Source organism: Lachnoclostridium sp. An138, assembly GCF_002160765.1.
In the GTDB taxonomy this organism is placed as follows: domain Bacteria; phylum Bacillota; class Clostridia; order Lachnospirales; family Lachnospiraceae; genus Laedolimicola; species Laedolimicola faecalis.
This window is the reverse complement of the sequence record NZ_NFLF01000002.1, coordinates 227,900-249,890: the sequence shown is the minus strand read 5'-3', so window position 1 is coordinate 249,890 and position 21,991 is coordinate 227,900. Positions and strand designations below refer to the sequence as shown.

20 protein-coding genes are annotated in these 21,991 nt (G+C 43.5%); 17 read left to right on the top strand and 3 right to left on the bottom strand.

Features of this window, described 5'->3' with window-relative positions; genetic code table 11:
• Nucleotides 1-230 precede the first annotated feature (230 nt).
• Nucleotides 231-881 (top strand): DUF3786 domain-containing protein, encoded by a 651-nt coding sequence (locus B5E82_RS02895; RefSeq protein WP_087164554.1) that lies wholly within the window; start codon nucleotides 231-233, stop codon nucleotides 879-881.
• Here the strand turns inward: B5E82_RS02895 and B5E82_RS02890 are convergent.
• Nucleotides 853-1,446, bottom strand: a complete 594-nt coding sequence (locus tag B5E82_RS02890; RefSeq protein WP_087305893.1) for a TetR/AcrR family transcriptional regulator — start codon at nucleotides 1,444-1,446, stop codon at nucleotides 853-855. The genes B5E82_RS02895 and B5E82_RS02890 overlap by 29 nt on opposite strands.
• Before the next feature lie 295 nt (nucleotides 1,447-1,741).
• Here B5E82_RS02890 and B5E82_RS02885 point away from each other — a divergent pair, with 295 nt between their 5' ends.
• The 8 genes from B5E82_RS02885 (at nucleotide 1,742) to B5E82_RS18615 (ending at nucleotide 9,158) form a co-directional block, all read left to right on the top strand.
• A complete protein-coding gene (locus tag B5E82_RS02885; protein WP_087164552.1) occupies nucleotides 1,742-2,512 on the top strand; it encodes an ATP-binding protein in 771 nt (256 codons plus the stop codon).
• Between the two features lie 59 nt (nucleotides 2,513-2,571).
• A complete protein-coding gene (locus tag B5E82_RS02880; RefSeq protein WP_140393071.1) occupies nucleotides 2,572-3,048 on the top strand; it encodes a DUF3786 domain-containing protein in 477 nt (158 codons plus the stop codon).
• 37 nt (nucleotides 3,049-3,085) lie between these two features.
• The gene (locus B5E82_RS02875) at nucleotides 3,086-3,286 is read left to right on the top strand and encodes a hypothetical protein (RefSeq protein ID WP_087164551.1); all 201 of its coding nucleotides are present in this window, start codon (nucleotides 3,086-3,088) and stop codon (nucleotides 3,284-3,286) included.
• Entirely contained in the window at nucleotides 3,283-4,038 is a 756-nt protein-coding gene (locus B5E82_RS02870) for an ATP-binding protein (RefSeq protein ID WP_087164550.1), read from the top strand. Before B5E82_RS02875 ends, B5E82_RS02870 begins: the two co-directional genes overlap by 4 nt.
• Before the next feature lie 983 nt (nucleotides 4,039-5,021).
• Nucleotides 5,022-6,527: an RNA-binding domain-containing protein gene (locus B5E82_RS02860; RefSeq protein ID WP_087305892.1), complete on the top strand. Its 1,506-nt coding sequence runs from the start codon at nucleotides 5,022-5,024 to the stop codon at nucleotides 6,525-6,527.
• Between the two features lie 116 nt (nucleotides 6,528-6,643).
• On the top strand, nucleotides 6,644-7,183 hold the full coding sequence (locus B5E82_RS02855; RefSeq protein ID WP_087305891.1) for a DUF3841 domain-containing protein: 540 nt from the start codon (nucleotides 6,644-6,646) through the stop codon (nucleotides 7,181-7,183).
• A 296-nt stretch (nucleotides 7,184-7,479) separates the two neighbouring features.
• Entirely contained in the window at nucleotides 7,480-8,691 is a 1,212-nt protein-coding gene (locus B5E82_RS02850) for an ATP-binding protein (RefSeq protein WP_087305890.1), read from the top strand.
• Nucleotides 8,692-9,032: 341 nt separating this feature from the next.
• Nucleotides 9,033-9,158, top strand: coding sequence for a hypothetical protein (locus B5E82_RS18615; RefSeq protein WP_275533154.1), 126 nt, complete (start codon nucleotides 9,033-9,035; stop codon nucleotides 9,156-9,158).
• A gap of 286 nt (nucleotides 9,159-9,444) precedes the next feature.
• Here the strand turns inward: B5E82_RS18615 and B5E82_RS02845 are convergent, their stop codons facing one another.
• On the bottom strand, nucleotides 9,445-10,455 hold the full coding sequence (locus tag B5E82_RS02845; protein ID WP_087305889.1) for a hypothetical protein: 1,011 nt from the start codon (nucleotides 10,453-10,455) through the stop codon (nucleotides 9,445-9,447).
• 357 nt (nucleotides 10,456-10,812) lie between these two features.
• Here B5E82_RS02845 and B5E82_RS02840 point away from each other — a divergent pair, with 357 nt between their 5' ends.
• The 3 genes from B5E82_RS02840 to B5E82_RS02830 are packed head-to-tail and all read left to right on the top strand — an operon-like array spanning nucleotide 10,813 to nucleotide 12,984.
• On the top strand, nucleotides 10,813-11,748 hold the full coding sequence (locus B5E82_RS02840) for a hypothetical protein (RefSeq protein WP_087305888.1): 936 nt from the start codon (nucleotides 10,813-10,815) through the stop codon (nucleotides 11,746-11,748).
• A complete protein-coding gene (locus B5E82_RS02835) occupies nucleotides 11,726-12,238 on the top strand; it encodes a hypothetical protein (protein ID WP_087305887.1) in 513 nt (170 codons plus the stop codon). The genes B5E82_RS02840 and B5E82_RS02835 overlap by 23 nt, the downstream gene beginning before the upstream one ends.
• An 11-nt stretch (nucleotides 12,239-12,249) precedes the next feature.
• A complete protein-coding gene (locus B5E82_RS02830; RefSeq protein ID WP_087305886.1) occupies nucleotides 12,250-12,984 on the top strand; it encodes a hypothetical protein in 735 nt (244 codons plus the stop codon).
• 1,122 nt (nucleotides 12,985-14,106) lie between these two features.
• On the opposite strand, the gene B5E82_RS02825 is transcribed toward B5E82_RS02830, so the two are convergent.
• Nucleotides 14,107-14,328, bottom strand: a complete 222-nt coding sequence (locus B5E82_RS02825) for a hypothetical protein (RefSeq protein WP_140393070.1) — start codon at nucleotides 14,326-14,328, stop codon at nucleotides 14,107-14,109.
• 1,585 nt (nucleotides 14,329-15,913) lie between these two features.
• Between B5E82_RS02825 and B5E82_RS02820 the strand changes: the two genes are divergently transcribed.
• The 5 genes from B5E82_RS02820 (at nucleotide 15,914) to B5E82_RS02800 (ending at nucleotide 21,969) form a co-directional block, all read left to right on the top strand.
• On the top strand, nucleotides 15,914-16,522 hold the full coding sequence (locus tag B5E82_RS02820; protein ID WP_087305884.1) for a hypothetical protein: 609 nt from the start codon (nucleotides 15,914-15,916) through the stop codon (nucleotides 16,520-16,522).
• Complete coding sequence (locus tag B5E82_RS02815; RefSeq protein WP_087305883.1) at nucleotides 16,523-17,881, top strand: hypothetical protein; 1,359 nt, start codon at nucleotides 16,523-16,525, stop codon at nucleotides 17,879-17,881.
• A gap of 133 nt (nucleotides 17,882-18,014) precedes the next feature.
• Nucleotides 18,015-18,629, top strand: coding sequence for a hypothetical protein (locus tag B5E82_RS02810; RefSeq protein WP_087305882.1), 615 nt, complete (start codon nucleotides 18,015-18,017; stop codon nucleotides 18,627-18,629).
• Nucleotides 18,617-18,952: a hypothetical protein gene (locus B5E82_RS02805; protein WP_087305881.1), complete on the top strand. Its 336-nt coding sequence runs from the start codon at nucleotides 18,617-18,619 to the stop codon at nucleotides 18,950-18,952. Before B5E82_RS02810 ends, B5E82_RS02805 begins: the two co-directional genes overlap by 13 nt.
• 719 nt (nucleotides 18,953-19,671) lie before the next feature.
• Nucleotides 19,672-21,969, top strand: a complete 2,298-nt coding sequence (locus tag B5E82_RS02800; RefSeq protein ID WP_087305880.1) for a transglycosylase domain-containing protein — start codon at nucleotides 19,672-19,674, stop codon at nucleotides 21,967-21,969.
• Nucleotides 21,970-21,991: the final 22 nt, after the last annotated feature.

The window sequence follows — 21,991 nt, the reverse complement described above, 5'->3', positions numbered from 1 at the left end:
CGTGTGCATGAACAAATTCACGGACGTAATGATGGAACGATGCTCTCCAAGCGCATGATTGATATTGTCGAGGCAGTTGGTGCCCTTTGCCGTTGCGATAGAAAAAGTCATATTCTATCACACAGGCCGCAGTAAGGCAACCAGTCGTCCGTAGGAATGATGAACTGATGATATTAAAATAATATTTACAACAACCAGAAAAGAGAAAAATAAAAGCGGAGGGCTCTGAGATGCAAAAGGAAAGAAAAAGCGACGCCTTTCAGGAAATGCTGGCGGTAGCGAAGGGCTGGCTTGCAGGGCGCAGCTCGGAAGAACTTGCGGAACTGGCCGGAGCGGAGTGGGAGCCGGAAACAAAGCATTTGAGCCTGCAAAGCCTGAATCAGCGGCTGGAGCTGAACGCAGGGGACTGGTCTGTGAGTCCGCAGCTGGAGAACTGGCATTATCTGATCCTGCTGCATTATCTTTCTATCGCTGATGGAACGCCGCTGTCTGATGAAATGACAACATTCGGAAATCTGAAGGATGGCCTCATCCGGGGGACAAAGTTCGACCGCACGGCAGACACGGCTCTTGCTGGATTTCTGAAGGGCAGAGAGCCGGAACAACTGAAAGAAGTCTGCAGATCCCTTGGCGCCGTGTTTCGAGACAGTAATGCAGATCTGTGTGCAGTATTTCCCTTTTTACCGCGTTATCCAGTCATAGTGAAGATGTGGTTTGCGGACGAGGAATTTCCAGCCTCTGGAAAGATGCTCGTATCAGGCAGCGCGGATCATTATCTGACGATAGAAGACGCAGTGACTGTGGGAGAGGTGATGCTTGGGAGGCTGGAGGAGACATGGAGAGGACTTTATGCTACAGCTCATCTCTCTGATCCCGAATGAGGAAGGATTCCAGCCCCGCGCGGATAAACTGATCGATGGCCCGCTGTATCTTTTCCCAATCGGAGCAGTGATTGCGCAGCATGACTTTATTGATGGCCAGGCAGCCGTTCATCTGAAAATAAAAGATGGCTTCGGCCTCTTCAAAGGTAAGGAGACTGTGTGACATCAGCCAGGTCACGTAGTCTTCTTTCGTCGTCTCCGCCATTTTTTCTATGACCTGCGCGGATATTGTGTCGTCGAGAAAGAGCGCCTGATAGCGGTCGCTGCTGTGCAGGTGATCGCAGAAGGGATAGGAGCAGCTCCCGGAGGTTCTTGCAGGGCAGAATACGTGATCGATGACGCTGGTGGTTTCTTTCAGAATCTCATTCAGGATATCGTCCAGCACATCAGCAGTATCGTAATAGTGCAGATAAAAGGTTCCCCGGTTGATTTCCGCAAGCCTGCAGATCTCTGTGACCGTAATTTTGGGATATTCCTTTTCTTCCAGGAGCTTTAAAAATGCTTCTTTTATGACCTGGCGGGTGTAACGCGTCCTCCGGTCTTCCTTTTGCGTCTTTTCTGACATATGAATTTTCCTCATCTTTCTATTGGATTTTCTGAACAGAACACGAAAAACTGTTCAGAAACATACAGACAGCTTTGGATTGATGATTGTATTTTCTGATACTTTTATTATAATCAATTTGAAAAGAAAATCAACATATTGTTCATAAAAAGAACACCGTGTATAAGGATGGCTGTCTGCACTGCGGCTGTGGAGCTATGACGCTGTGGAGTCTTGGAAGCCGGTACGGACGGCGGCCTGATTATTGCCGGAAGCACGGAAATGCAGATTTGGCACAGGAAAGGATGAAGGATGTATGGGACATGTGATTGCGGTAGCCGGAAAGGGCGGTGTGGGAAAGACTACACTGACAGGCCTTTTGATTCAGTATCTCTGTCAGAGCGGGAAGAAGCCGGTTCTGGCCGTGGACGCGGACGCCAACTCAAATCTCAATGAGGTTCTTGGCGTGGAAGCGGGCATCACCCTGGGGGAGCTCCGGGAGGAGATCGAGCGCGCAGGGGCTGACAGTCGCTACAAGATTCCCGCCGGCGTGACGAAAAAGGATTATCTGGAAGCGCGCCTGACGGACGCTCTTACAGAAGAGGATGACTTTGATTTGATGGCTATGGGGCGCAGCCAGGGGCAGGGCTGCTACTGCTTCGTAAACGGCCTGGTTCAGACGCAGATTCAGAAGCTGCAGAGCCATTATCCCTATGTGGTCGTAGACAATGAGGCTGGAATGGAGCATGTGAGCCGCGGGATTTTGCCGATGATGGAGATCGCGATTCTGGTCAGCGACTGTTCCCGGAGGGGCGTGCAGGCGGCCGGCCGGATCGCCGCTCTGATGAAGGAACTGAATTTTAAGCCGAAGAAGGTGGGACTGATCATCAACCGGGCTCCGGATGGAAAGCTAGACGCCGGAACGCTGGAAGAGATACAAAATCAGAACCTGGAGCTTCTTGGAGTAGTTCCCCACGACGATATGATTTACCGATTTGACTGCGATGGAAAGCCCATTGTACAGCTTCCTGCAGATTCTCCGGTGCGGAAAGCCCTTCAGGAGATTGTGGAAAAGCTGGGGCTGTAATTTGGAGGGACAGCCAAAAGAACTAAACTGGAAAGAAAAAAGGAAAGGTGGTATCAAACATGAAACTGGAATATGCGAAGGATAACCTGACACAGCAGCCATACCGTCATTACCTGAAGCGGTATCAGGAAACCTCTCCCAAGGTAATAAGCGAAAGCTCCGGTCTTACCTTTCATGAGAAGGAGCAGGCATTCCTGATTCGGTTTATGGGAGTGCTCTATCAGGTGACACATCCGGGATTTCAAATCAGCCACCAGGAGCAGGGAAACGGCATCTATATGCTGGAGAAAAACATAGACGCTCAGATTCTGCTGCTCCGGTATCTTCTGGACGGGAACGCGGTGATGAGTTCCGGGAAGCTGATTTCCTACCATGACCTCCCCTGGGGCGAGGTATATTACCGTCAGTTTCAGGGCAGATGTATTTCCCGGCTGGCGAGAAGCTTCGGGACCCGCCTTCCGCCCAGATTCTCTTTTCGGATAATTTCCCTGCGGCATTTTCCGCAGAGGATGTGGCTTATGTGGGAGACATTGTAATGGATTATATGAAAAAGGTTGGAAAGCAGGTGCAAAAATGAGTGATATTTTATCCGGATGCCAGGAAGCGCGCGGCATGACGACGATTGAAGAGATTGACTGCCCAAAGTGCGGGGGCGTGATAGAAGTATTTGAGAGGGACGGACTGACTGTGGGAGACAGCGTCTGTGAGCAGTGCGGCTGTGTGATTCCGGGCGATGTACATCTGTCCCTGTATCTTGAGGAGGTGTCAAAGTGAAAATATCTGTTTGTGGAAAAGGCGGAAGCGGGAAGAGCACTATTGTAGCGCTGCTGGCGGAAAGGCTTGCAGCGGCCGGAAAAGAGGTTCTGATCATCGATTCTGATGAATCCAATTACGGGCTGCACCGTCATCTTGGCATGGAAAATCCGGAGGAATTTACCGGGTTTTTTGGAGGAAAAGAGGAAGTCCTGAATAATATGATGATTTCTAATTTTACACATCAGTTTTTTGAGGGGCAGTGGAGGATCGGTGATATTCCGGAGGATTATTACACGGAGAAGCATGGGATAAAGCTGATGGTAAGCGGGAAGATTCATCAGGCGAACGAAGGCTGCGCCTGTGCCATGGGGACGGTGATGAAGCAGTTTGTCAGTAATCTGCGGCTTGAGGAAAACCAGATCGCCATTCTGGACATGGAGGCCGGAATTGAACATTTCGGGCGCGGTCTGGACGATGAGGTGGATTTGATTCTGATGGTCTGCGATCCTTCCTATGAATCAGTCCAGCTTGCGGCAAAGATCCGGGAGCTGGGGGAGAAGCTTCAGAAGCCGGTATATTATGTGCTGAACAAGACTGATGAAACAAGCAGGGAGGTGCTGACGCAGGCAATCCAGAATTCTCAAAGGATTCTTGCGGTTCTGCCTGCAGAGCCGGAACTTACGGCGGCAGCGCTGCTTGGCCGGAAGCTGGTTTGGGAGAGCAGTGTGATGGACCGGGCGGCAGAGAAAATCTGCGGGATGCAGGCATAGATTTGATATAGACAAAAGCATTCATTTTATTATCTGTTATAAAGATAGTTCTTCTCTTTTAAAGCCGGAACAGAGGCGGTCAGGTCTTTGTTCTGGCTGATTTTTATCTGCCGCTGGAGACTTGCTATCTGGCGGTTAATGCTCCTGATGCTGTCCGCAGGTGCATAATTGCAGATTCTTTTCTGGAATTCTTCAGTGATTAGTTTCTTCATGGTATTTTATTCATAGTTGGTTCCTTTCTGCTGCATCTGTGTAGCTAAAATTGTCCGGCGTCTTTGTTGGAACAACAGTGTCTTAATACATTTGAAGCTTTCCTGGGATAAAGTGGGGATCAGCATGAAAAAATTCAGCCTTGTTCTGACCGAATATGCCCTTGCCAATTAAGGGTAAAAATAAGAAAGAACCCCGTAAATACGGGATTCTTTAAAAGTAGTTCAAAGCAGATAACGGGAATCGAACCCGCCTCTGAAACGGTAAAAAGCCAGTAAAATCAAGGGTTTTGGCGATTTCTATTTGATTCCCTTTGATTCCCTTCGTTAAAAAAGGAATCAAAATTAAAAATTATAGGAGGAAATCCTGAACATATGGTATGCTGGCAGAAGGGTGCCGCCGTGAATGCCACGGGTTCGTGCCTTGCTGCCAGCATTTATATTGAAAATTATTCGATGCGTATCCCCTCAAAAAAATTTTGAATGCTATTACTGTTTTACATGATAGAGAAAGGAAGTCCTGAACACGGGATTTACCTTGTTTAAAAATATCAAGAAATGCTGTGGTATGTTAATGCCGCGTATATATATCTTTGCAGACATTTCTGTGCAGAAGTATTAAAGGAGAGGATGCGAAAAGCAAGATCTTCTTGCTGATGTTTCGAATTCTGAATATAATATGAGCAGAAAGAGAAAGATGCTACAGATATGAAAGAGAACAAATATACTGAAGCTTAACATAAAGGCAATGCCGAATAATGAGGAGGTAATGGAATGGCGGTGCCAACCAATATAAAGACCCTGCTTTCCGGAAATGTAGTAGAGTGGGCGAGAATAGAATTTAAAGAAACATGGGATGCAGAGGCTTCGTTGAAAACCATCTGCGCCTTTGCAAATGATATAGATAACTGGGGCGGCGGTTATCTTGTAATCGGTGTCCGGGAGAAGAACGGACGGCCTGAGTATCCGCTGCAGGGTGTGCCGGCAGAGAAAATAGATGGTTATCTTAAGGACATGCTCAATAAATGTAAACTGATCCAGCCGGAGTATCTTCCTATTGTGGAAGTGGCAGATTATGAGGGAAAAAAGTTTATTGTGGTCTGGGCGCCGGGCGGAAATTCCAGGCCGTATTCCGCGCCAAAAAATATGAGTAAAGATAATAGAGAAAGAATTTATTATATTCGCAAAATGGCCAGCACTATCGTTCCGTCTGAAGCAGAAAAGAGGGATTTGTATAATTTGGCTAACAACATTCCCTTTGATGATCGTGTCAACCACGAGGCAGAGCTGGCGGATCTGAATATCACACTGATTCAAAGTTATCTGAAGGAAATAGGAAGCTCTTTATATCAGGAGTCGGAGAGTATGGATTTTGTGGATCTGTGCAAAAGCATGAATATCATCAGTACTCTGCCGGAATATACAAAACCCAAAAACGTAGGTTTAATGTTCTTCAGTCTGGAACCGGAACGCTTCTTCCCCTATGCTCAGATTGATGTGGTAGAGTTTCCAGATGATACTGGAGATCGGATTCGGGAAAAGACATTCAAAGGACCGCTTCATCAGCAGCTTCGGGAGGCATTGTTATATATCAGGAACAGTATCATACAGGAGCAGGTCATCAAAGTAGACGGCATAGCAGAAGCCAGGAGATTTTTCAATATTCCGTTTGCGGCTGTGGAGGAAGCTCTCTCGAACGCCGTCTATCATAAGGGATATGATGTACGGGAACCGATTGAGGTACGTGTAGAGCCGGATCGAATGATTATTGTTAGCCATCCTGGTGCGGACCGGTCTATTAGTCAGGAAGGACTGCGTGAGTACCGCGTGTTCAGCCGCCGGTACCGTAACCGCCGGATTGGTGAATTTTTGAAGGAAATGCACTTGACAGAAGGACGCAATACCGGATTCCGTAAGATTCGCAATGCTCTGCGTAATAATGGTTCTCCGGAGCCGTTATTTGAAACGGATGAGGAGCGCACCTATTTTGCGACTACTCTTTTCTTCCATCCGGATTTTGTGAAGAAAGAGTTGGATGATAGTCAAAATGACAATGTAAATGACATTGAAAATGACAGTGTAACCAAGGCATTGAATAAGAATGAGAGGGCAGTTTTTGAAGTGATTTGGCGCAATCCGGGTTTATCTGCAGATCAGATTGCTGGTTTGGCGGAAGTCTCTAAATCCACTGTTAGTCGGACAATAAAAAAATTAAAGGATAGAGGATTTATCCGGCGTAGTGGGTCTGACCGAAAGGGAACATGGATAGTCTTGAAGTAAAAAGGCGGCATGGTGGCAGCGTATAAAATCGATTCACGGAAAACGAGACTGACCAGATATAATAGCCTTATGGTTGTACTTGTTGAAATCGTGAAGCCTAATAATGGAGAAGCAAGATGCTCTTATGGACGATACAGCATCGGGACGCGTATAAGAAAATGATGGATACAGGGACTCTTCAGGCAGATGGGCAGCATTCGCCATGCCTTGATGATTTCAGGGAATCGTATCGGTGGATGGCAGAGCAAATGATAAAAAGGATAGGGGATCCGCCGAGAGGTATTGTATATCCGGTATGGGCATGGTATCAGTGGGAAGGGAAACGGAAACGCCCCGATATGAGAACGCATGGGAGAGGCTGTGGGGAGAAAGGGACACCGATTACTTTGCTTACCATAGATGTGCCGGAAAAACATATTTTGCTTTCAGATTTTGATTATTGGCATTTTGTCCTTAACGATATACCGCTCAGATTTTCAAAAGATGGAAAAATAGAAAATTGTTCTGAGACGGAGAAACTGAAAAGCTGGGAAAAGATATTTGATATTACCTATCGAATTGAGGGTGAAGAGGATGCGCCAGTGAGCACGCAGGCAGTATTATGGGAAATAAAGAAGGAATGGCTGATAAAGGCGGAAAATTTCATAACTCGATAGAGTCTGTATAATCTCACATTCATTATTTTGAGTACTGGTGGAGATTAACAGGATAGTGCAGGAACAGGATACTGTCAACATGGGCATGGAGTGGGGCGGTTGCCAGAAGGCCACGGGTCGATCTTTTTAAGAACGCAAAAAGAATGGTATCTGTGTTACAAAGATAGGAAGCAGAGTCTTAGAATATCTGAATAAAGTTTAAAATAAATATTGAAAAGTTTTGCGGTTTATAACCGCAAATTAATTGATTATTTGAGGATTTTGCGATATACTATTTGCAAATGGAGGTGGTTACGATGATTTACAGACCTTTGTATGTAGACAGAATCATGCCCTATGTAGATACCCCCTTTGTAAAAATACTCACGGGTGTGCGCCGCTGCGGAAAATCCACAATGCTGAAAATGATAATAGAGCGGCTTGAAACGGAGCGGAACATCTCATCTGAGCGCATTGTAAGCTGCCGGTATGATTCTATGGAGTACGAAGATATGACGGCAATGCAGATGTACGCTCAATTAAAAGGAAAGCTCTCATCAAAAGGAAAAACCTATTTATTTCTGGATGAGGTTCAGGAAATCCAGGGCTGGGAAAAGGTTGTAAATTCATTGGCATCGGATTTTGATGTTGACATATATGTAACAGGTTCCAACTCCAGAATGATGTCTTCTGAAATAGCAACCTATCTTACCGGAAGATATATTTCGTTCCGCATTTTCACGCTGTCTTTTGATGAATATCTGATGTTTAGGAGCAGGTTCACTTCCGTCAAAGAGCCCAGGGCCGAGCTTGTCAATTATGTTCGTCTGGGCGGATTTCCAGCGACCCATTTGCAGGAGCTTTCTCAGGATGAAATTTATACGATTGTCCGGGATATATACAATTCCACGATTTTTTCGGATATTGTAAAGCGAAATCAGGTCAGGAAAATCGACCAGTTAGAGCGCGTTGTAAAATATACCTTCAACAATGTTGGAAACACCTTTTCGGCAAAGTCGATTGCGGATTACCTGAAATCGGAACGACGCTCTCTCGATAATGAAACGGTTTACAGCTATTTGGAAAAGCTGGAAAAAGCATATTTGCTTCACCGCTGCTCAAGGTATGATCTGAAGGGAAAGGAAATTCTAAAAACGCAGGAGAAATTTTACCTTGCCGATGTTGCTTTGCGATACAGCGTTCTCGGCTATAACACAGACAGCGTAGCTTCCAGTCTTGAAAATATTGTGTACCTGGAACTTTGCCGACGGGGATACACGGTCTATGTGGGGAAAGCTGGTGATGGTGAGATTGGTTTTGTTGCCGTAAGGCAGAACGAGAAAATCTATGTCCAGGTCACGCAGGAGCTGAAGTCTATGAAAACAGAAAAGCGTGAATATGACCGTCTGCTTGAAATACACGACAACTATCCTAAATATGTTCTCACAACCGACGAATTTGCCGGGGGGAATTACGAAGGAATCAAGACCATGCACATAGCAGACTTCCTGCTCAGTTCTGAATATTAAATATTATCCAGAAATATAAAGAAATCTAAATGAAATGTCCGCCTGTTTATGAGGCGGGCATTTTCCATATTTCTTATTCCTGTTGTTCCGATGAAACAGAAAATCTGTTATTCACCGGACAGGCAATGTCTGGGATACAGGGCTGGAAAACTATAGATTTAATTGATGTTCCAGGCAGCTTTAGCAGAAGAGCAGGATATTTTGGGACATTCGGGAAACGGAACGATAAGAGATGCTGCCGGCGCATATCCGCTCTGCTCTGGTCATGAAGCGAGAGACAAGGAGATACAGGAACAATACGAAGAAAAGACACGAGACATCGTGAAAGGATGAGATGAATTATGGCCAGATATGATGTAATGGTAGAAAAGAACCGGGAAAAGAGTATGGAAAAAGAAAAGCTGACAATCACGCTTATCCGAAATCTTGAGGAGGGGGAATCAATAACCATCTGTGACTTGGTCTGAAAAACCGGCTTTTTCAGAAGGTTTTTCTACAGCAATGAAAGAGTGAGGGAGATCTGGAGCGTGTATTAGAGAAGTAGCGGGTAGTAACGTATCGCAATCCAAGAAGATTGATTTTTGCTCGGGCCATGGAATGGAAGATATTTCTTTTGGGACGGCAGGTGGAGAGATTGCAGGAAGAGATTGAGAAATTGAAACGAATGTGTAAAGTATAAGAGGGTGATAAGAATGGGGGTAATTCCATTTTTACTACCCTCTTTTTATGTAGAAATAGAAATAAAATAATTATTTAGTCATAAGTATCTAGTCCAGCATCTGCTAGAGAATATTTTTCAATTAGTGTTTTGAGTTCTTTTAAAAATTTTTCTTTTACTGCTTTGCTTTTAGGCGCCAGTTCTTCTATGTTGAGAGACATAAAAGCAAATGCAAAACCAAGATCAGACTCTAGGTTGGCCTTGATTTGTTGGATGCGTTTTGGGCCATAATCATTTTCTTTTGTTAGATTTGTAACAAGCTTCAAGGTTGAGGTAATAAATTGAAGTGCTTCAGATGCTTCAACAGGTAATCCGCCAAATAAATTATCCATGTTTTCATCATTAAAGGCGATGTAATTAGGACGAACATAATGAATTATATTATTGATTTGCAATTTGCTGTTGGCCAAGGTGGCGGCATCATCTTCATTACCTAATCGATAGAGTGAGTATAATATCGCTTTGCCTATTACAAAATGAATGGTGGTTATTTTCCCGGCAAGAAGATTTTCAATATAAGAACGCGGGATATCTAATTTTATGATATAGTTTTTTTCGTTGTTGCTATTGCCGGAAACAATCCATTCATTTTTGGGAGCAGTTTCGAAATCTATATTATTTTGGATATCTTCATTTGCATTAATTTTGTTTACTAATTGTTCGATGCTTATATCATGGCTTTCCAAATAATTATTAATATCGGAGATTAATTGGGGAGAAACAGTGTGGTCAATTAGCAGATCATCAATATTAATTATAGTTATTTGGGTTTCGGATGAATATTCTCGAAAATCACGACTAAGTTTGGAAAGAAACATAGAAAGTCCATTTTCTGTTTTAGTAATATAGTTGCATAGTTTTAAGAAAAACTCTCCATCAATCTTTTTTATTTCTCCTTTTTCTAATTTGGTGATGTAACTAGAGGATTTGGAAAATTCTTCAACGATAGATGTAGCGGTTACTTCGTTTTCTATTCTAAAGCTTTTTAAAGCCATACCCAGTTCGGGTGTTATTTGAACTGTTTTTAAAGAAAAAAAGTCACTCATATGTGTCCCTCCTATAGATGCTTATATTATATCACAAAAATAGTAAAAGTCAAATATTACCGAAATAAAATACAAATTAAAAAAATAACAGAAAATATTTTCGAAGCGTCTTGACAAATAAAAAAGACAGGAATATACTATTATTAGCGCTTTGACGAAATGAGTGCTAGAGCTGGAAAAAGAAAAACCGATAGCTATTCATACATTCGCTACCGGTTCAATCTTGATTACATGTTATATATAATCTTTAGGCAAACATATTATAACATGGGTTGGACAGGTTGACAATTCGGAACGTTTGTTTGAAAACATCGGTCTTCTTTGAGCTGCAAAAATAATTCAAAGGAGGCTTTTTATATGAAAGTAAGAGCATTGAGCCATTATGATGGCGACAAGGATACTAGATTCGGAGATTGCATTCTGGGATTTAGTGGGAGCAAACTGATGATTTATGATTGTGGGCATGAAAGACATGCTGATGAGGTGAAAGAATTCCTGAAAAAGAATACAGGAATATCAGATGTTTCGATTGTAGTATCCCACGATGATTCGGACCATTCCGATGGAGTGGTAAAATTAATGGAACATTTGAATGAGGGAAACTGGACAGTAACTCTCTATACTCATTTGTATTTAAAAGATGTAGATGAAATCCACAAGATGTTGGATGATGGAAGAAGAAAAAAAAATAAAACGTGCGAACATATTCTTGAGGTATTTGAGAATATTGCGAAGATTGTTACTACAGCAGAAGAGTATGGGTATACCGTTAAAAGTGCGCTTCCGGATACAGATGTAGGATTAGGACAGGTTGTTGGGCCGACAAAAGAGGAGTTTATTCCGGTGGTTGCTAAGGCTATCGAAGAGGATGGTCAAGGAACTATTGACGGGGAAACGGTTATGAATGCTGCCAGCATTCAAGTGAAATGCACTTTGGATGATGGAATGGAAGTGTTACTTTGTGGTGATGCAACACCTAAGTACATACATGATATCGAAAGTTATGATATCATCCAACTTCCCCATCATGGTCAGCTTGATGATGCACAAATGATTTTCGACAGTTTGGAGGATCCTTATTGTAAGGAGTTTTTGATCTCAGATAATACCGGTTCTGGATACAATAGTGGTGGTTCAGACAAACTGGTAAAAAAGATGAAGCAAGAAAAGTTTACACCGGCGCACAATACAAAAGAGGGCATTGTTGAGCTTCCTAAGGAAAAAGTGAGTCGTGGTGTTGGTCACAAGAACACTGCGGGGGTAAGACTGGGTGGTTTGGATTGTAGGTGCTGACATTGATAAGAATGTGGCAGAAAGAAGAGCACGCCTGCAATATATCAAAGAAGTATCTGGGGATAAGTATATTTCGTGGGAGAAGAAGCTAGGTCTGTCATCCAAGGGGCTTTTTGAATATTATCAATGTATTACTAGAGATGGGATAAATGGAACTTATATCACGGCGCATAATTACATTGTTGTAGCGTTATGTGAACTTCCGTGCGTAGCGCAAGGCGTTTTCGTGGTGGCCAACACATGCAAACTAGTGGTGGATTTAGATAAGAAACTTTTGCAACAGATGCAGAGCTTTAATGGCTCTGCACAGTTGTATTATGCGAAACAGGAACGGGAAGTAATAGCTGGACGAGAGTATGATTCAAATGTGATTCGTGATATTGGGGTTTTTGGATTTAAGACATCAAAATCTGAAAGAATATTATATCGAAACCGAGAAAAGGATTTTATGGAGGCTATACGGATTGCGTTTGATCGTGTAATAGTTTAAAGGGGAGACAAATGAAGAGAGTTTTTGATGATTTTACCATGATGGCAGAAGTGGCGCCGGCAATTATAATGGTGTTACCAATATTGGTATTAGCATTATGTCATGGGGCGTTGTCTGGAGAATGGACGGAGGCTAGCATAGAATTTGTAATTGCAGCAGCGCTTCTTTATTTTTTAGCAAGAGTTGTTAGAGAATGGGGAAAATCTTATCAAGAAAAAATGTATAAAAGACTGAAAGGTATGCCGACAACTATTGTAATGCGATTTTCTGATGATAGAATTGACGAAATGTCTAAAACGAAATATCATAAATGGTTTAATGATAAAGGCGAGCAATACCAATTACCAATGTCATTAGATGAAGAAGAACAGGATACCTTGAGTGATAGTAAATACATCAATGCGGTGAAGGATTTACGTGTATACGCTAATTCCAATCGTAATGACTACCCAAGAGTATATCAAGAATTGAAAAAATATAATTACTGGAGAAACCTATATGGTTGTAAAAAGATTGCGGTTGTGATGTATGTGGTATTAATTATTAAGGAATTTTTTAGTATTGAAGAATTTCAGCTAGAAGAAGTATTTTTGAATCCGTTACCGAAATATAGCATATTTTGGGGACTGATTATTTGGACTATGATATATTGTATATTTGTGACAAAAAAAATTGTGGAAAGAAATGCCTTTGATTATGCAATTACATTGGTTGAAACGGTTTGCGGTACTGATGCAATGCAATAGTAATTTATACGAATTAAAGTGACTGAAAAAGGGGCTGTCGCACTAAGATGTGAACTGCTCTCTGTCAAGTAGACAGATGAAAAACAAAAAGTTTTTGTATCTCCAACCGTAATTGTACAGTTGGAGATATTTTTATGTGGTTTTTGTTTGCAGATAGTGTCTATACTGTAGAGGTGTCATACAATTAAAACGTTTTTAATTTCGTGGACTAGCATGATAATCCATGTAGTCAATTACTGCTTGTTCTGATTCCTTATAGGAATGAAATGACTTTAAGTAATATATTTTAGATTTTAGCATGTGACTGCATATGGTTGCAAGGGGCTGAAGGAAACTACTGCTGATATTGACAGATTGACCACAGGTTTGCAATTTGTAATGAAAGAAGTAAATACACAGATTTAAAATACACCCCCAGCCCCAACGGAAGTGCGTGGAAAACTTCTGAAATTAGACTTACTTATTCAATATGGAGTTGCTACTTTTCAATCTGCCTTGAGAAAGAGCGGCGGGAAGGAAGAGAATGATGTCTATGAACATGGAGCTGAATTGCCACAGAAAAATTAGTCATTTAACACGTAATGTAGCAACTTAATACGTGATATTTTCATTTAACACGTATTATGTGATAATTTCATTTTTATAGAATGCTGGATTTAGCAAAATTATAACATATTTAATACGTATTAAATAATGTGTCTAACAAGAATAAAGCAGAAGAGTCATGGTGAAAGATTTGTTTTTCTCATGAACAGAACGATTCTCACCGATGGAGTTTTTGTCTTAATCTCCATCCGTAAACTGGAAGCTTATTTTTCGCCAGAAAAACCATTTTATATCTAAAAATGTCACCTTCATTTTGACTAAAAAGAAAGTGACATTTCCAGTAAAACAAAGAGTGCATTTTGTCAGGAACTTTTTGAATTATAAAATATTAAGAAACAGGCATATTTAGTGGATTTTTCTAAAATTTAAGAAAGTGGATTTTGAACGAAGTAATTGGTCAACGATTCAACTTTCATTGCTTCCAACAACCTTTTTTTGAAATATTAGAGGGAGACTCAAATGAGATATTTGTCAATAATAAAAAAGCGAAGGGAAACAGAAAAAATCTTTTAACAGTTATCTCATTCCCCTGAGCACCTTCAGGAAAACCGCATTGACAAGCGAGAGTAAACTGGATACTTCTCCACACAATAATCTCTTTCCCTTGAGCATATCAGAAAAACTTCTCTCCAAAAGCGAAGGGAAACAGGAATTATCTATTCTCTGTACAACTCCTTCCCCTGAGCATATCCAGATAATCTCCTTTCTGCCAGCGAAAGGAAACAGATTCTTCTCCACGCAGTAATTTCTTTCCTTTGAGCTTCTCATAAATTTCATTTCAGCATGCAAAAGGATACAGTGGGATTGTCTTCGCAGTATTCCACATACCCTTGAGCTTTCTCAGCAACCTCATTTCTACGCGCGAAAGGAAATAGAATACTCTTCTATACAGTAAGCTCCTTCCCTTGAACTCTATCAGAAAACTCATTCCACGTAAGTGAAAGGAAACAAGGATAAACAGGAATAAACTGCGTATACCCATGTGCTATTCAGATATCTTCAGAGACTTCTGTTCCGATGCGAGAGGATATAGTGGTCTTGCCCTCACAGTATCTCACATACCCTTGAGCTCTTCATAAACCTCATTTCCACAAGCGAAAGGAAACAGGACACTCTTCCATACAGTAAGTTCCTTCCCTTGAGCACCTTCAGAAACCGTCTTCCCACAGGCGAAGGGATATAGAAATCATCTATCCACCATATATCTCATACCCCTGAGCACGTTCTGTAAGATGATACTCACAGACGAGGGGATTCCATATTCACCTATCTGCGAAAATCTTCTTCCCCCGAGTACATCAAAAAACTCCTCTTCACAGCCTATGCCCCCTCCCATACAGACATCCTCTTATTCCCTGGATAATAGTAAATTCCTTCCCCGAGAAACAGGGACAGATATCCACGGTAATATTCTCCGAGGGATACAGTGAAGACACGGGACGGACCAGAAAATCAAAGATAGGGAACGTTGAGAGAACAGAGAAATACCGGGAAATAACCAGATGTGTTTTAGGAGTACCGAGGTGTACTGAGAATTGCCGCGATTCTACAGTGTACTTTAAGAAAATACTATACTCCGTAATCTCAAGGATACAGACTGATAAAAAATGCAGTAGACAGGATTATCCCGCACGACAGTTATCCCATTTCAACAGTAAGCTAATGTGCGGAATTGCTCCCATTCCTGTATCACAGTAATAGCCCCCACAAAATATACAGTATTCTTCTTACAGCGCATCTGGTCACCCCTGCTCACAGGAAAACTCCTGCGCGTCCTTGAGGAATAAAAAGAATCGCAATCCTCCTGCAGATATATACACTTTCCATTGCCTTCCAGGAACCTCCTGAATCCAGGTGATTACTCAGGAATGCTCTTATCTCACGCTCCGTAATCCGCAATCTTCAGGAATCTGATGCGTGGAAAACTGCTCCCATACACAAAAGGGAACCCCTGCATCCAGGGAAAGATATACCCCCATATTGTATTTCGGGAATATCAGATAATCACAAAAAAGAGATGGATAGAAACAGGCATGTAAATGCGAAGCCTGAAGCATCCCCCATAAAAACTGATTAAATATATTCGTGCCGCTTTGGAAACTCCAGGAAGAAGAACACGGAGCCCTGTGAGAGCCTTTTGAAACAAACAGATATTCCGTTGGATTTTGAAAAGGAGCGAAGCTTGAAAGCATACCCCACATAAATCGATTGTAAGCAATATTTGTATCAGCTCCCGCACAAACGGAATTGATAGAAAAAGACAGGAAAGAGAGAAAATGGGTTAAACAGAAGTAATAAGGGAATATCGGGAGGTGCAAAGAAAATGGAGAAAGTTATCAGTATTACGGGGAAAGAATACGCCTACAGAGATGAAGAGCCGATAAAAGGGAGGAATACTGCTCCCTGTGAGGAGAGAAATTTCCCAGATAACGAAATGGGAGAAGATGAAGAAATTAGTTTTTTGAAAGAACTCCTGGAACAGGAAGAGAGTATCCAGAAAGAGTGTATGGTTTCACAAAAGATAACGCAGAAACACAGGAAATGTTCAGTTTCTGCACCACATTATGAGGTAAGTGGAATATCCATGCAGGCACTTGAAAGATTTGCAGAGCAGGTTGGAGAGAAGGAGAAAGAGCTGCTTGCAATTCTTGCCATCTATGCGGTAACGGAGTACGAGGAGGGAGAACTGAGCGTTATCCTGGACCTTCTTTCCAGGGGAGAGACTGAGATATCAGATACACTCCTGTGTCTTTCTGACTACCACCCCGCCAAAAAGAGATACCTCAGGTACATTACGGCGGGAGGAACACTCGCACAGGAGATAGATGTACAGGCAGAAAAACTCTTTGACAGATTATGCTTTATCCCTGTGGAAAAGCTGGCTGAAATTTTAAGAAAAATCCGTTCATCAGAAGATAAGGGAGGGGATTAAATGTATGTCTATCGGTTAACGGATCAAAAAGATAACCGTGTGAAATATATCTGGATTACAGAAAATCTGGAGACAGGACTGTGGAGGAAAGCAAGAAATACAGCCTGGATGCTTGCGACAGAGTGGGTGGTAGATTACCTGACTGTAGCTGACCGGCCCAGTGCAAACAGAATCTTGTCAGACCTGCTGATATATTATACTCCTGAACATAATGACACCAGTGCAAAAGAGGTGCCTGAAGGTGAAAAAGAGGAGATTGCGGAATGGGTAAAAGGACTTAAGTGGAGCCGGTATGGAGAGATGGATTTCACGTATAATCCTCCCGGAGAGAAAGAGGTTCTTCGCCGGATTGGCAACGCGGAAACGAATATTCTTCTGCTGGCCGCAATGAGTTCCGGGATGGTCAGCAGAGAAGCTGCATTATCTATCTGTGGAAGTCAAACACGTTACACCAATGTACTGTCAGTACTGGGTAAGCAAAAAGAAGTAGAAACCGTATATGGTGAATCTCCTCGTATGCTCCACATTCTATCCAAAGGCTGCGAGAAGATTGAAATACTGGCGCCTGGGACAGTAGAAGCCCAGAAGGCGAACCGAATGTCGAAAAGTACGGCGCAGAGAAAATATGATGTGTCCATGACACTTTATCTGCTCCAGATTGCAGGAGGACAGATTATCCCGGTACGAAAAGCCCCGCTTGTGTCGGAGGAACGGATTCTTGAGCCGGCTGTTCGTGACGGGGAGCTCCTGGTGTATGGGCCTTTGGAATTCAAAAAGCTGCATCCTGGGGAGATGCAGGGCTCCCGCATGTCTGCACTTGCCATGAGTCAAAGCAGAATCTTTATTTTTTACTACATGGGTGACCGGAACATCCGATACCAGGAGGCTGTGGAAAGAAGGGTATGTACATTACTCAGAAACACATACCGGGAAAGAGAGATTATGCCGGTGGTCATCGGGAAGCCGGAGATGCTGGATGAGATTTTAAATAATCAGTCACGGAAAGAAAAGGCGATAGGCGCTCAGAGTATTTCTGCAATCACCCCGGACATGAATATGTGGTTTATACCGGAAAACGGCTTTGTAGATACAGCCGTGGGAATCCGGCTTCTGACATTTGGCGACCGGGAAAAGATTAAACGGCTGGTTGAGCATGTGAAAGAGAAAAGCGGGCTGCCTGTCATAAATATGCTGCAGATCCATTTATCCAGTGTGCTGCGGCTTTCCATGGAATCAAAGGCAGCGGCAGTCCTTTGCCGGCAGCAGATGGAGGAATATGTAAAAAACCTCTGCCCTGCGGCGGTGGTGTTCCCGGTAAAAGAGGAGAAGCTCCCTTCGCTGCTGCTTCCGTGCCGCTGACACGTTTTATACGTATAAAATTAAGATTTCGTGGTGCCTGCAATGCCATTTGCGGGCGCCGTTATTTGTTTACAAATGTTTTTTTGACATATTTCAGCCGTAAACACTAGAAACCCCGGGAAGGAGAAAAGAAATGGGTAAGGAAAAGACAAAGAAGGCGGCAGCAATGCCAATGGTGAACATCGGGTTTATCAATAACACGAAGATTGCGAATCGGTTGTCAGATACAAGGTATCCGATACTGGTCAACGGGAAAGAGACTAACTTTGAAGTGATTCCGGAAGTTTATACTTCTCTGAGACTGTCTTTGGACGATGACAACCTGGTTTTGAGCTCAAACAATATCACAGGCTATGATATGGCGGTTATGGATGCGGTTTGCACCCTGTATGAGCACGGCTGTACGATTTTCACCTCAGGCATGCTGCTGCGGATGATGACAGGAAAAGACAGCGGGCAGACAGTGAATGAAAAATCCGTCAGGGATATTACAGACAGCCTGAATAAATTAATGCGTATTGTAGCAATGGTTGACATGTCCAGAGAGTATGTAGAGCGGAATCTGCTCCCACCGGACAGCACAGTTAAAAAGCAGGGCCACCTTCTCCAAATGAACTGTATTCAGGTGATGATCCCGTATCATAAAGGAGTTTTTTCGGGTATGAGCTTCTGGATGAGCCCATTCTCTATACCTACGCCAAGGAGATACAGCAGGTTTTGTGCTACCCGGTCAAATTGCTTGAGGTAGAAAAGTTCAACACAAAAGAGACAATCTTAATCAAGAGATATCTGCTGGTCCGGATTGAAACCATGAAAAATGCCAGGAACAATGTGTCGGCCAAAAAGATAATTTACGACAGGATAGATAAAAAAATAGGGGAAAGGTCAAGAATGTTTGCTTATCTTGGATATTCAGAAGAAAATTATTCAAACTGGCGGAAGAAAAGAGGAACGATTCACAATACGGTATGCGCAATCGTGGATTCATTTATCGAGAACGCATATATTTTAAATTACCGGATAATCAAAGGAGAAAAGGGGAAAACAGAAGGAGTAGAAATCATTCTTTAGACGGTTTTGAGGGCAAGCCGCCCATAAATGGGTACGCTATGCCGCTAAACGCTTCGCAAAATTGTACAAATGACCAGAGGGATGAAATAAACATGAATAAAGAAGCTGTTTTCGTAAAAATTGACTGAAATCGGATCAAAACAGGAGTGAACAGCCGGCCTAAAATGGGTACACAGGCAAGACTAAAATGGGTACGGAGGATGCTTTCGGCATGCTTTTTAATGAGGAAAATAATGTATATATAATACATAAAATGGACACAAAAAATGTCCAGCCGGACAAAAATGGGTACGGTGCCGGCCTAAACAGGGTACGCAGGCCGGCCTAAACAGGGTACACAGCCGGCCTAAAATGGGTACGGTCCGACCCCTATATAATATATATAATAATATAATATATATACTTGTATGTTATATGTATGTATATATATTTGTATGATCCTTGTAGGTGTCAGCCGCAAAAAAATCTTTCCTTCGGCTTACACCCACCCCCTCCAGAAACGCTCCTCTCCCGCAGCGGCCTAACCAAGCTCCTATCCATAGTGGTTCATCTCCTCAGCCCCCCTTGCTTGAGAGGGCATATTCCATTTCCATCACAGCTATTTTTAAATTAAATTTTTGGATTTTTGGAAAAAGGAACAAAAGTTTGGTTATGAGAACGAAAAGATTGCAGATAGCTGATTCCGAAAGTAGAAGGAACAGAACACAGGAGGGACTGTCATGGCAAAGCTTTTTGAAGATGACGAGCTCTATTTCGAAGAATACAAAAAATCTTCCCGAAGGAACGCCCATCCCAGACAGGAGCATGCAGCACCTGAAGGGAGGAAACAGAAAAGAAAAAAGCAGCCCCTGTACAAACGGGTGAAGAAAAAACGGAAAACCATGTCCCCTGCCGCATACCGGGCAAGCATGTTTTTCGCCCTGCTTCTGCATTGCCTGGGGAAATTTCTGAAAGACATGCTGGCAGCCTGTGCTGTTTTCGCTGCTGCAGCACTACTGGCGGCCAGTATTATTGTTCTGCCACGGGTCATTGAGTGGAAAGTGGACGCGGACCGGATAGTGGAGGAGAGCACTGCAGCCAGTTTTCAGATCAACGAATCCTCCACCATTTACGACAGTGATGGTACAGTTCTTGCCACACTCCGGGAATCCGCAGACCAGAAATACATTCCTTACGAGGAGATCCCGGAAGATGTTGTGAACGCATTCATTGCAGTGGAGGACCGGACCTTCTGGGAGAATTCCGGGATTGACCTGAAAGGCATTGTCCGTGTTGTAATCGGGTATATCACGAGCAAAGGTGAGGAGGTACACGGCACTTCCACCATCACCCAGCAGCTTGCCCGGAATGTATACCTGACGCATGAGCTGAGCATAGAGAGAAAAGGGAAAGAGATCTTCCTGGCCCTGGCGTTATCCGAAAAATACTCCAAAGAAATTATGGAATTCTATGTGAATAACATCTGCTACGCCAATGGGATTTACGGGATCGCCGGAGCGGCAAAGGCTTATTTTGACAAGGACGTGGATGAGCTGACTCTTTCTGAGTGTGTTTACCTCTGCGCTATTCTCAACAGTCCTACCTACTATGACCCGTATGTATATCCGGAGAGGGTTTTGGAACGGAGGGACAAAATCCTGGGCGACATGCTGGAAGTAGGCTTTATCACGGAGGAAGAGTATTCGGCTGCCGTTTCAGAGGAGACCCATATCCAGAAGCCGACCTATGAGTATAACGACTATGAAACCACCTATACGGCAGATTGTGCCATACGGTATCTTATGGAGCTGGACGGATTTCGGTTCGAGTATGAGTGGGATACAATGGAGGAATATGAAAGCTATCAGGAAGTCTATAATGACACCTATACGGCCTACAAACACAAGCTGTATACGGGCGGCTGCCAGATTTACACCAGCCTTGATACGGATTTAAGCGCGTCACTTCAGGAGATTCTGGATGAGCAGCTGTCCTTCAACACCGAGCTGGATGAGGACACCGGAATTTATGCACTCCAGGGCGCCGTCACCGTCGTGGACAATGAGACACGGAAAGTGGTCGGGATTGTCGGGGAGAGGACGCAGGAGGAGACAGACGGCATGTATGGCCTGAACCGGGCCTACCAGAGCTACCGGCAGCCGGGAAGCGCATTTAAACCGATTGCGGTCTATACACAGGCGCTGATGGAAGGGTATACGGCTTCCAGCACGGTTGAGAATATCAATGTGTCAAAGGCCAGAGAGCCGGGAGTGGATGTTCAGTCCCTGACCGGAACAAAAATGACGCTGCGCAGGGCGGTGGAAAGAAGCCAAAACGGCGTTGCCTGGAAAATCTTTGACGAGCTGACACCCGCATATGCTTTAAGCTTTGTGACAAATATGCATTTTGCCAAGATTGTTCCAGATGATTATTACGACGCATCTTCTCTGGGCAGCCTGACCTACGGGGTAACAACTGTGGAAATGGCGGAGGCCTACAGCACCCTTGCCAACCACGGCGACCATGTGAATGCTACCTGTATCGTGTCCATGAAGGATTCACACGGAGATGAGATTTACGAAGAGCCGTCATCGAGGGAAATCTATACGGATAAAGCGGCAGATGACATGGTGGATATCCTGAAAGGGGTTCTCACAAACGGGACGGCATCCAGCCTCCGCTGGTCACGGTCGTCAGACATTGAAGCCTTTGCTAAGACGGGGACGACAAATGACAGCAAGGACAGCTGGTTCTGCGGCGCAACGCCATATTATTCCATTGCGGTTTGGGTTGGATATGATACCCTGAAAACACTGTCAGACCTGTATGCTTCTACCTATCCGGAAAGCATCTGGAAGGAATCCATGCTGGCTGCTACAGAAGAGCTGGAGGCGGCTGTATTTGAAAGAAATACCGAGGATGCGTCATATACTGAGGCTTTAAGGGGAACGAGCTATTACGATTACCTGCTGGCAGAGATGACAGTGAGGGCCTTTCTCCCGGGTATACGGTTGCGGATTACCGTATGGAGCGGGTAACAGGAGAAAGGGTGACGGAGAT

Excerpts from the sequence above, each read along its gene's own strand:
- B5E82_RS02880 (WP_140393071.1), top strand. The coding sequence starts at position 2,572 with ATGAAACTGGAATATGCGAAGGATAACCTGACACAGCAGCCATACCGT.
- B5E82_RS02890 (WP_087305893.1), bottom strand. The coding sequence starts at position 1,446 with ATGTCAGAAAAGACGCAAAAGGAAGACCGGAGGACGCGTTACACCCGC.
- B5E82_RS02840 (WP_087305888.1), top strand. The coding sequence starts at position 10,813 with ATGAAAGTAAGAGCATTGAGCCATTATGATGGCGACAAGGATACTAGA.
- B5E82_RS02845 (WP_087305889.1), bottom strand. The coding sequence starts at position 10,455 with ATGAGTGACTTTTTTTCTTTAAAAACAGTTCAAATAACACCCGAACTG.
- B5E82_RS02885 (WP_087164552.1), top strand. The coding sequence starts at position 1,742 with ATGGGACATGTGATTGCGGTAGCCGGAAAGGGCGGTGTGGGAAAGACT.
- B5E82_RS02820 (WP_087305884.1), top strand. The coding sequence starts at position 15,914 with ATGGAGAAAGTTATCAGTATTACGGGGAAAGAATACGCCTACAGAGAT.
- B5E82_RS02815 (WP_087305883.1), top strand. The coding sequence starts at position 16,523 with ATGTATGTCTATCGGTTAACGGATCAAAAAGATAACCGTGTGAAATAT.
- B5E82_RS02895 (WP_087164554.1), top strand. The coding sequence starts at position 231 with ATGCAAAAGGAAAGAAAAAGCGACGCCTTTCAGGAAATGCTGGCGGTA.
- B5E82_RS02860 (WP_087305892.1), top strand. The coding sequence starts at position 5,022 with ATGGCGGTGCCAACCAATATAAAGACCCTGCTTTCCGGAAATGTAGTA.
- B5E82_RS02830 (WP_087305886.1), top strand. The coding sequence starts at position 12,250 with ATGAAGAGAGTTTTTGATGATTTTACCATGATGGCAGAAGTGGCGCCG.
- B5E82_RS02850 (WP_087305890.1), top strand. The coding sequence starts at position 7,480 with ATGATTTACAGACCTTTGTATGTAGACAGAATCATGCCCTATGTAGAT.
- B5E82_RS02810 (WP_087305882.1), top strand. The coding sequence starts at position 18,015 with ATGGGTAAGGAAAAGACAAAGAAGGCGGCAGCAATGCCAATGGTGAAC.
- B5E82_RS02800 (WP_087305880.1), top strand. The coding sequence starts at position 19,672 with ATGGCAAAGCTTTTTGAAGATGACGAGCTCTATTTCGAAGAATACAAA.
- B5E82_RS18615 (WP_275533154.1), top strand. The coding sequence starts at position 9,033 with ATGGCCAGATATGATGTAATGGTAGAAAAGAACCGGGAAAAGAGTATG.
- B5E82_RS02855 (WP_087305891.1), top strand. The coding sequence starts at position 6,644 with ATGCTCTTATGGACGATACAGCATCGGGACGCGTATAAGAAAATGATG.
- B5E82_RS02875 (WP_087164551.1), top strand. The coding sequence starts at position 3,086 with ATGAGTGATATTTTATCCGGATGCCAGGAAGCGCGCGGCATGACGACG.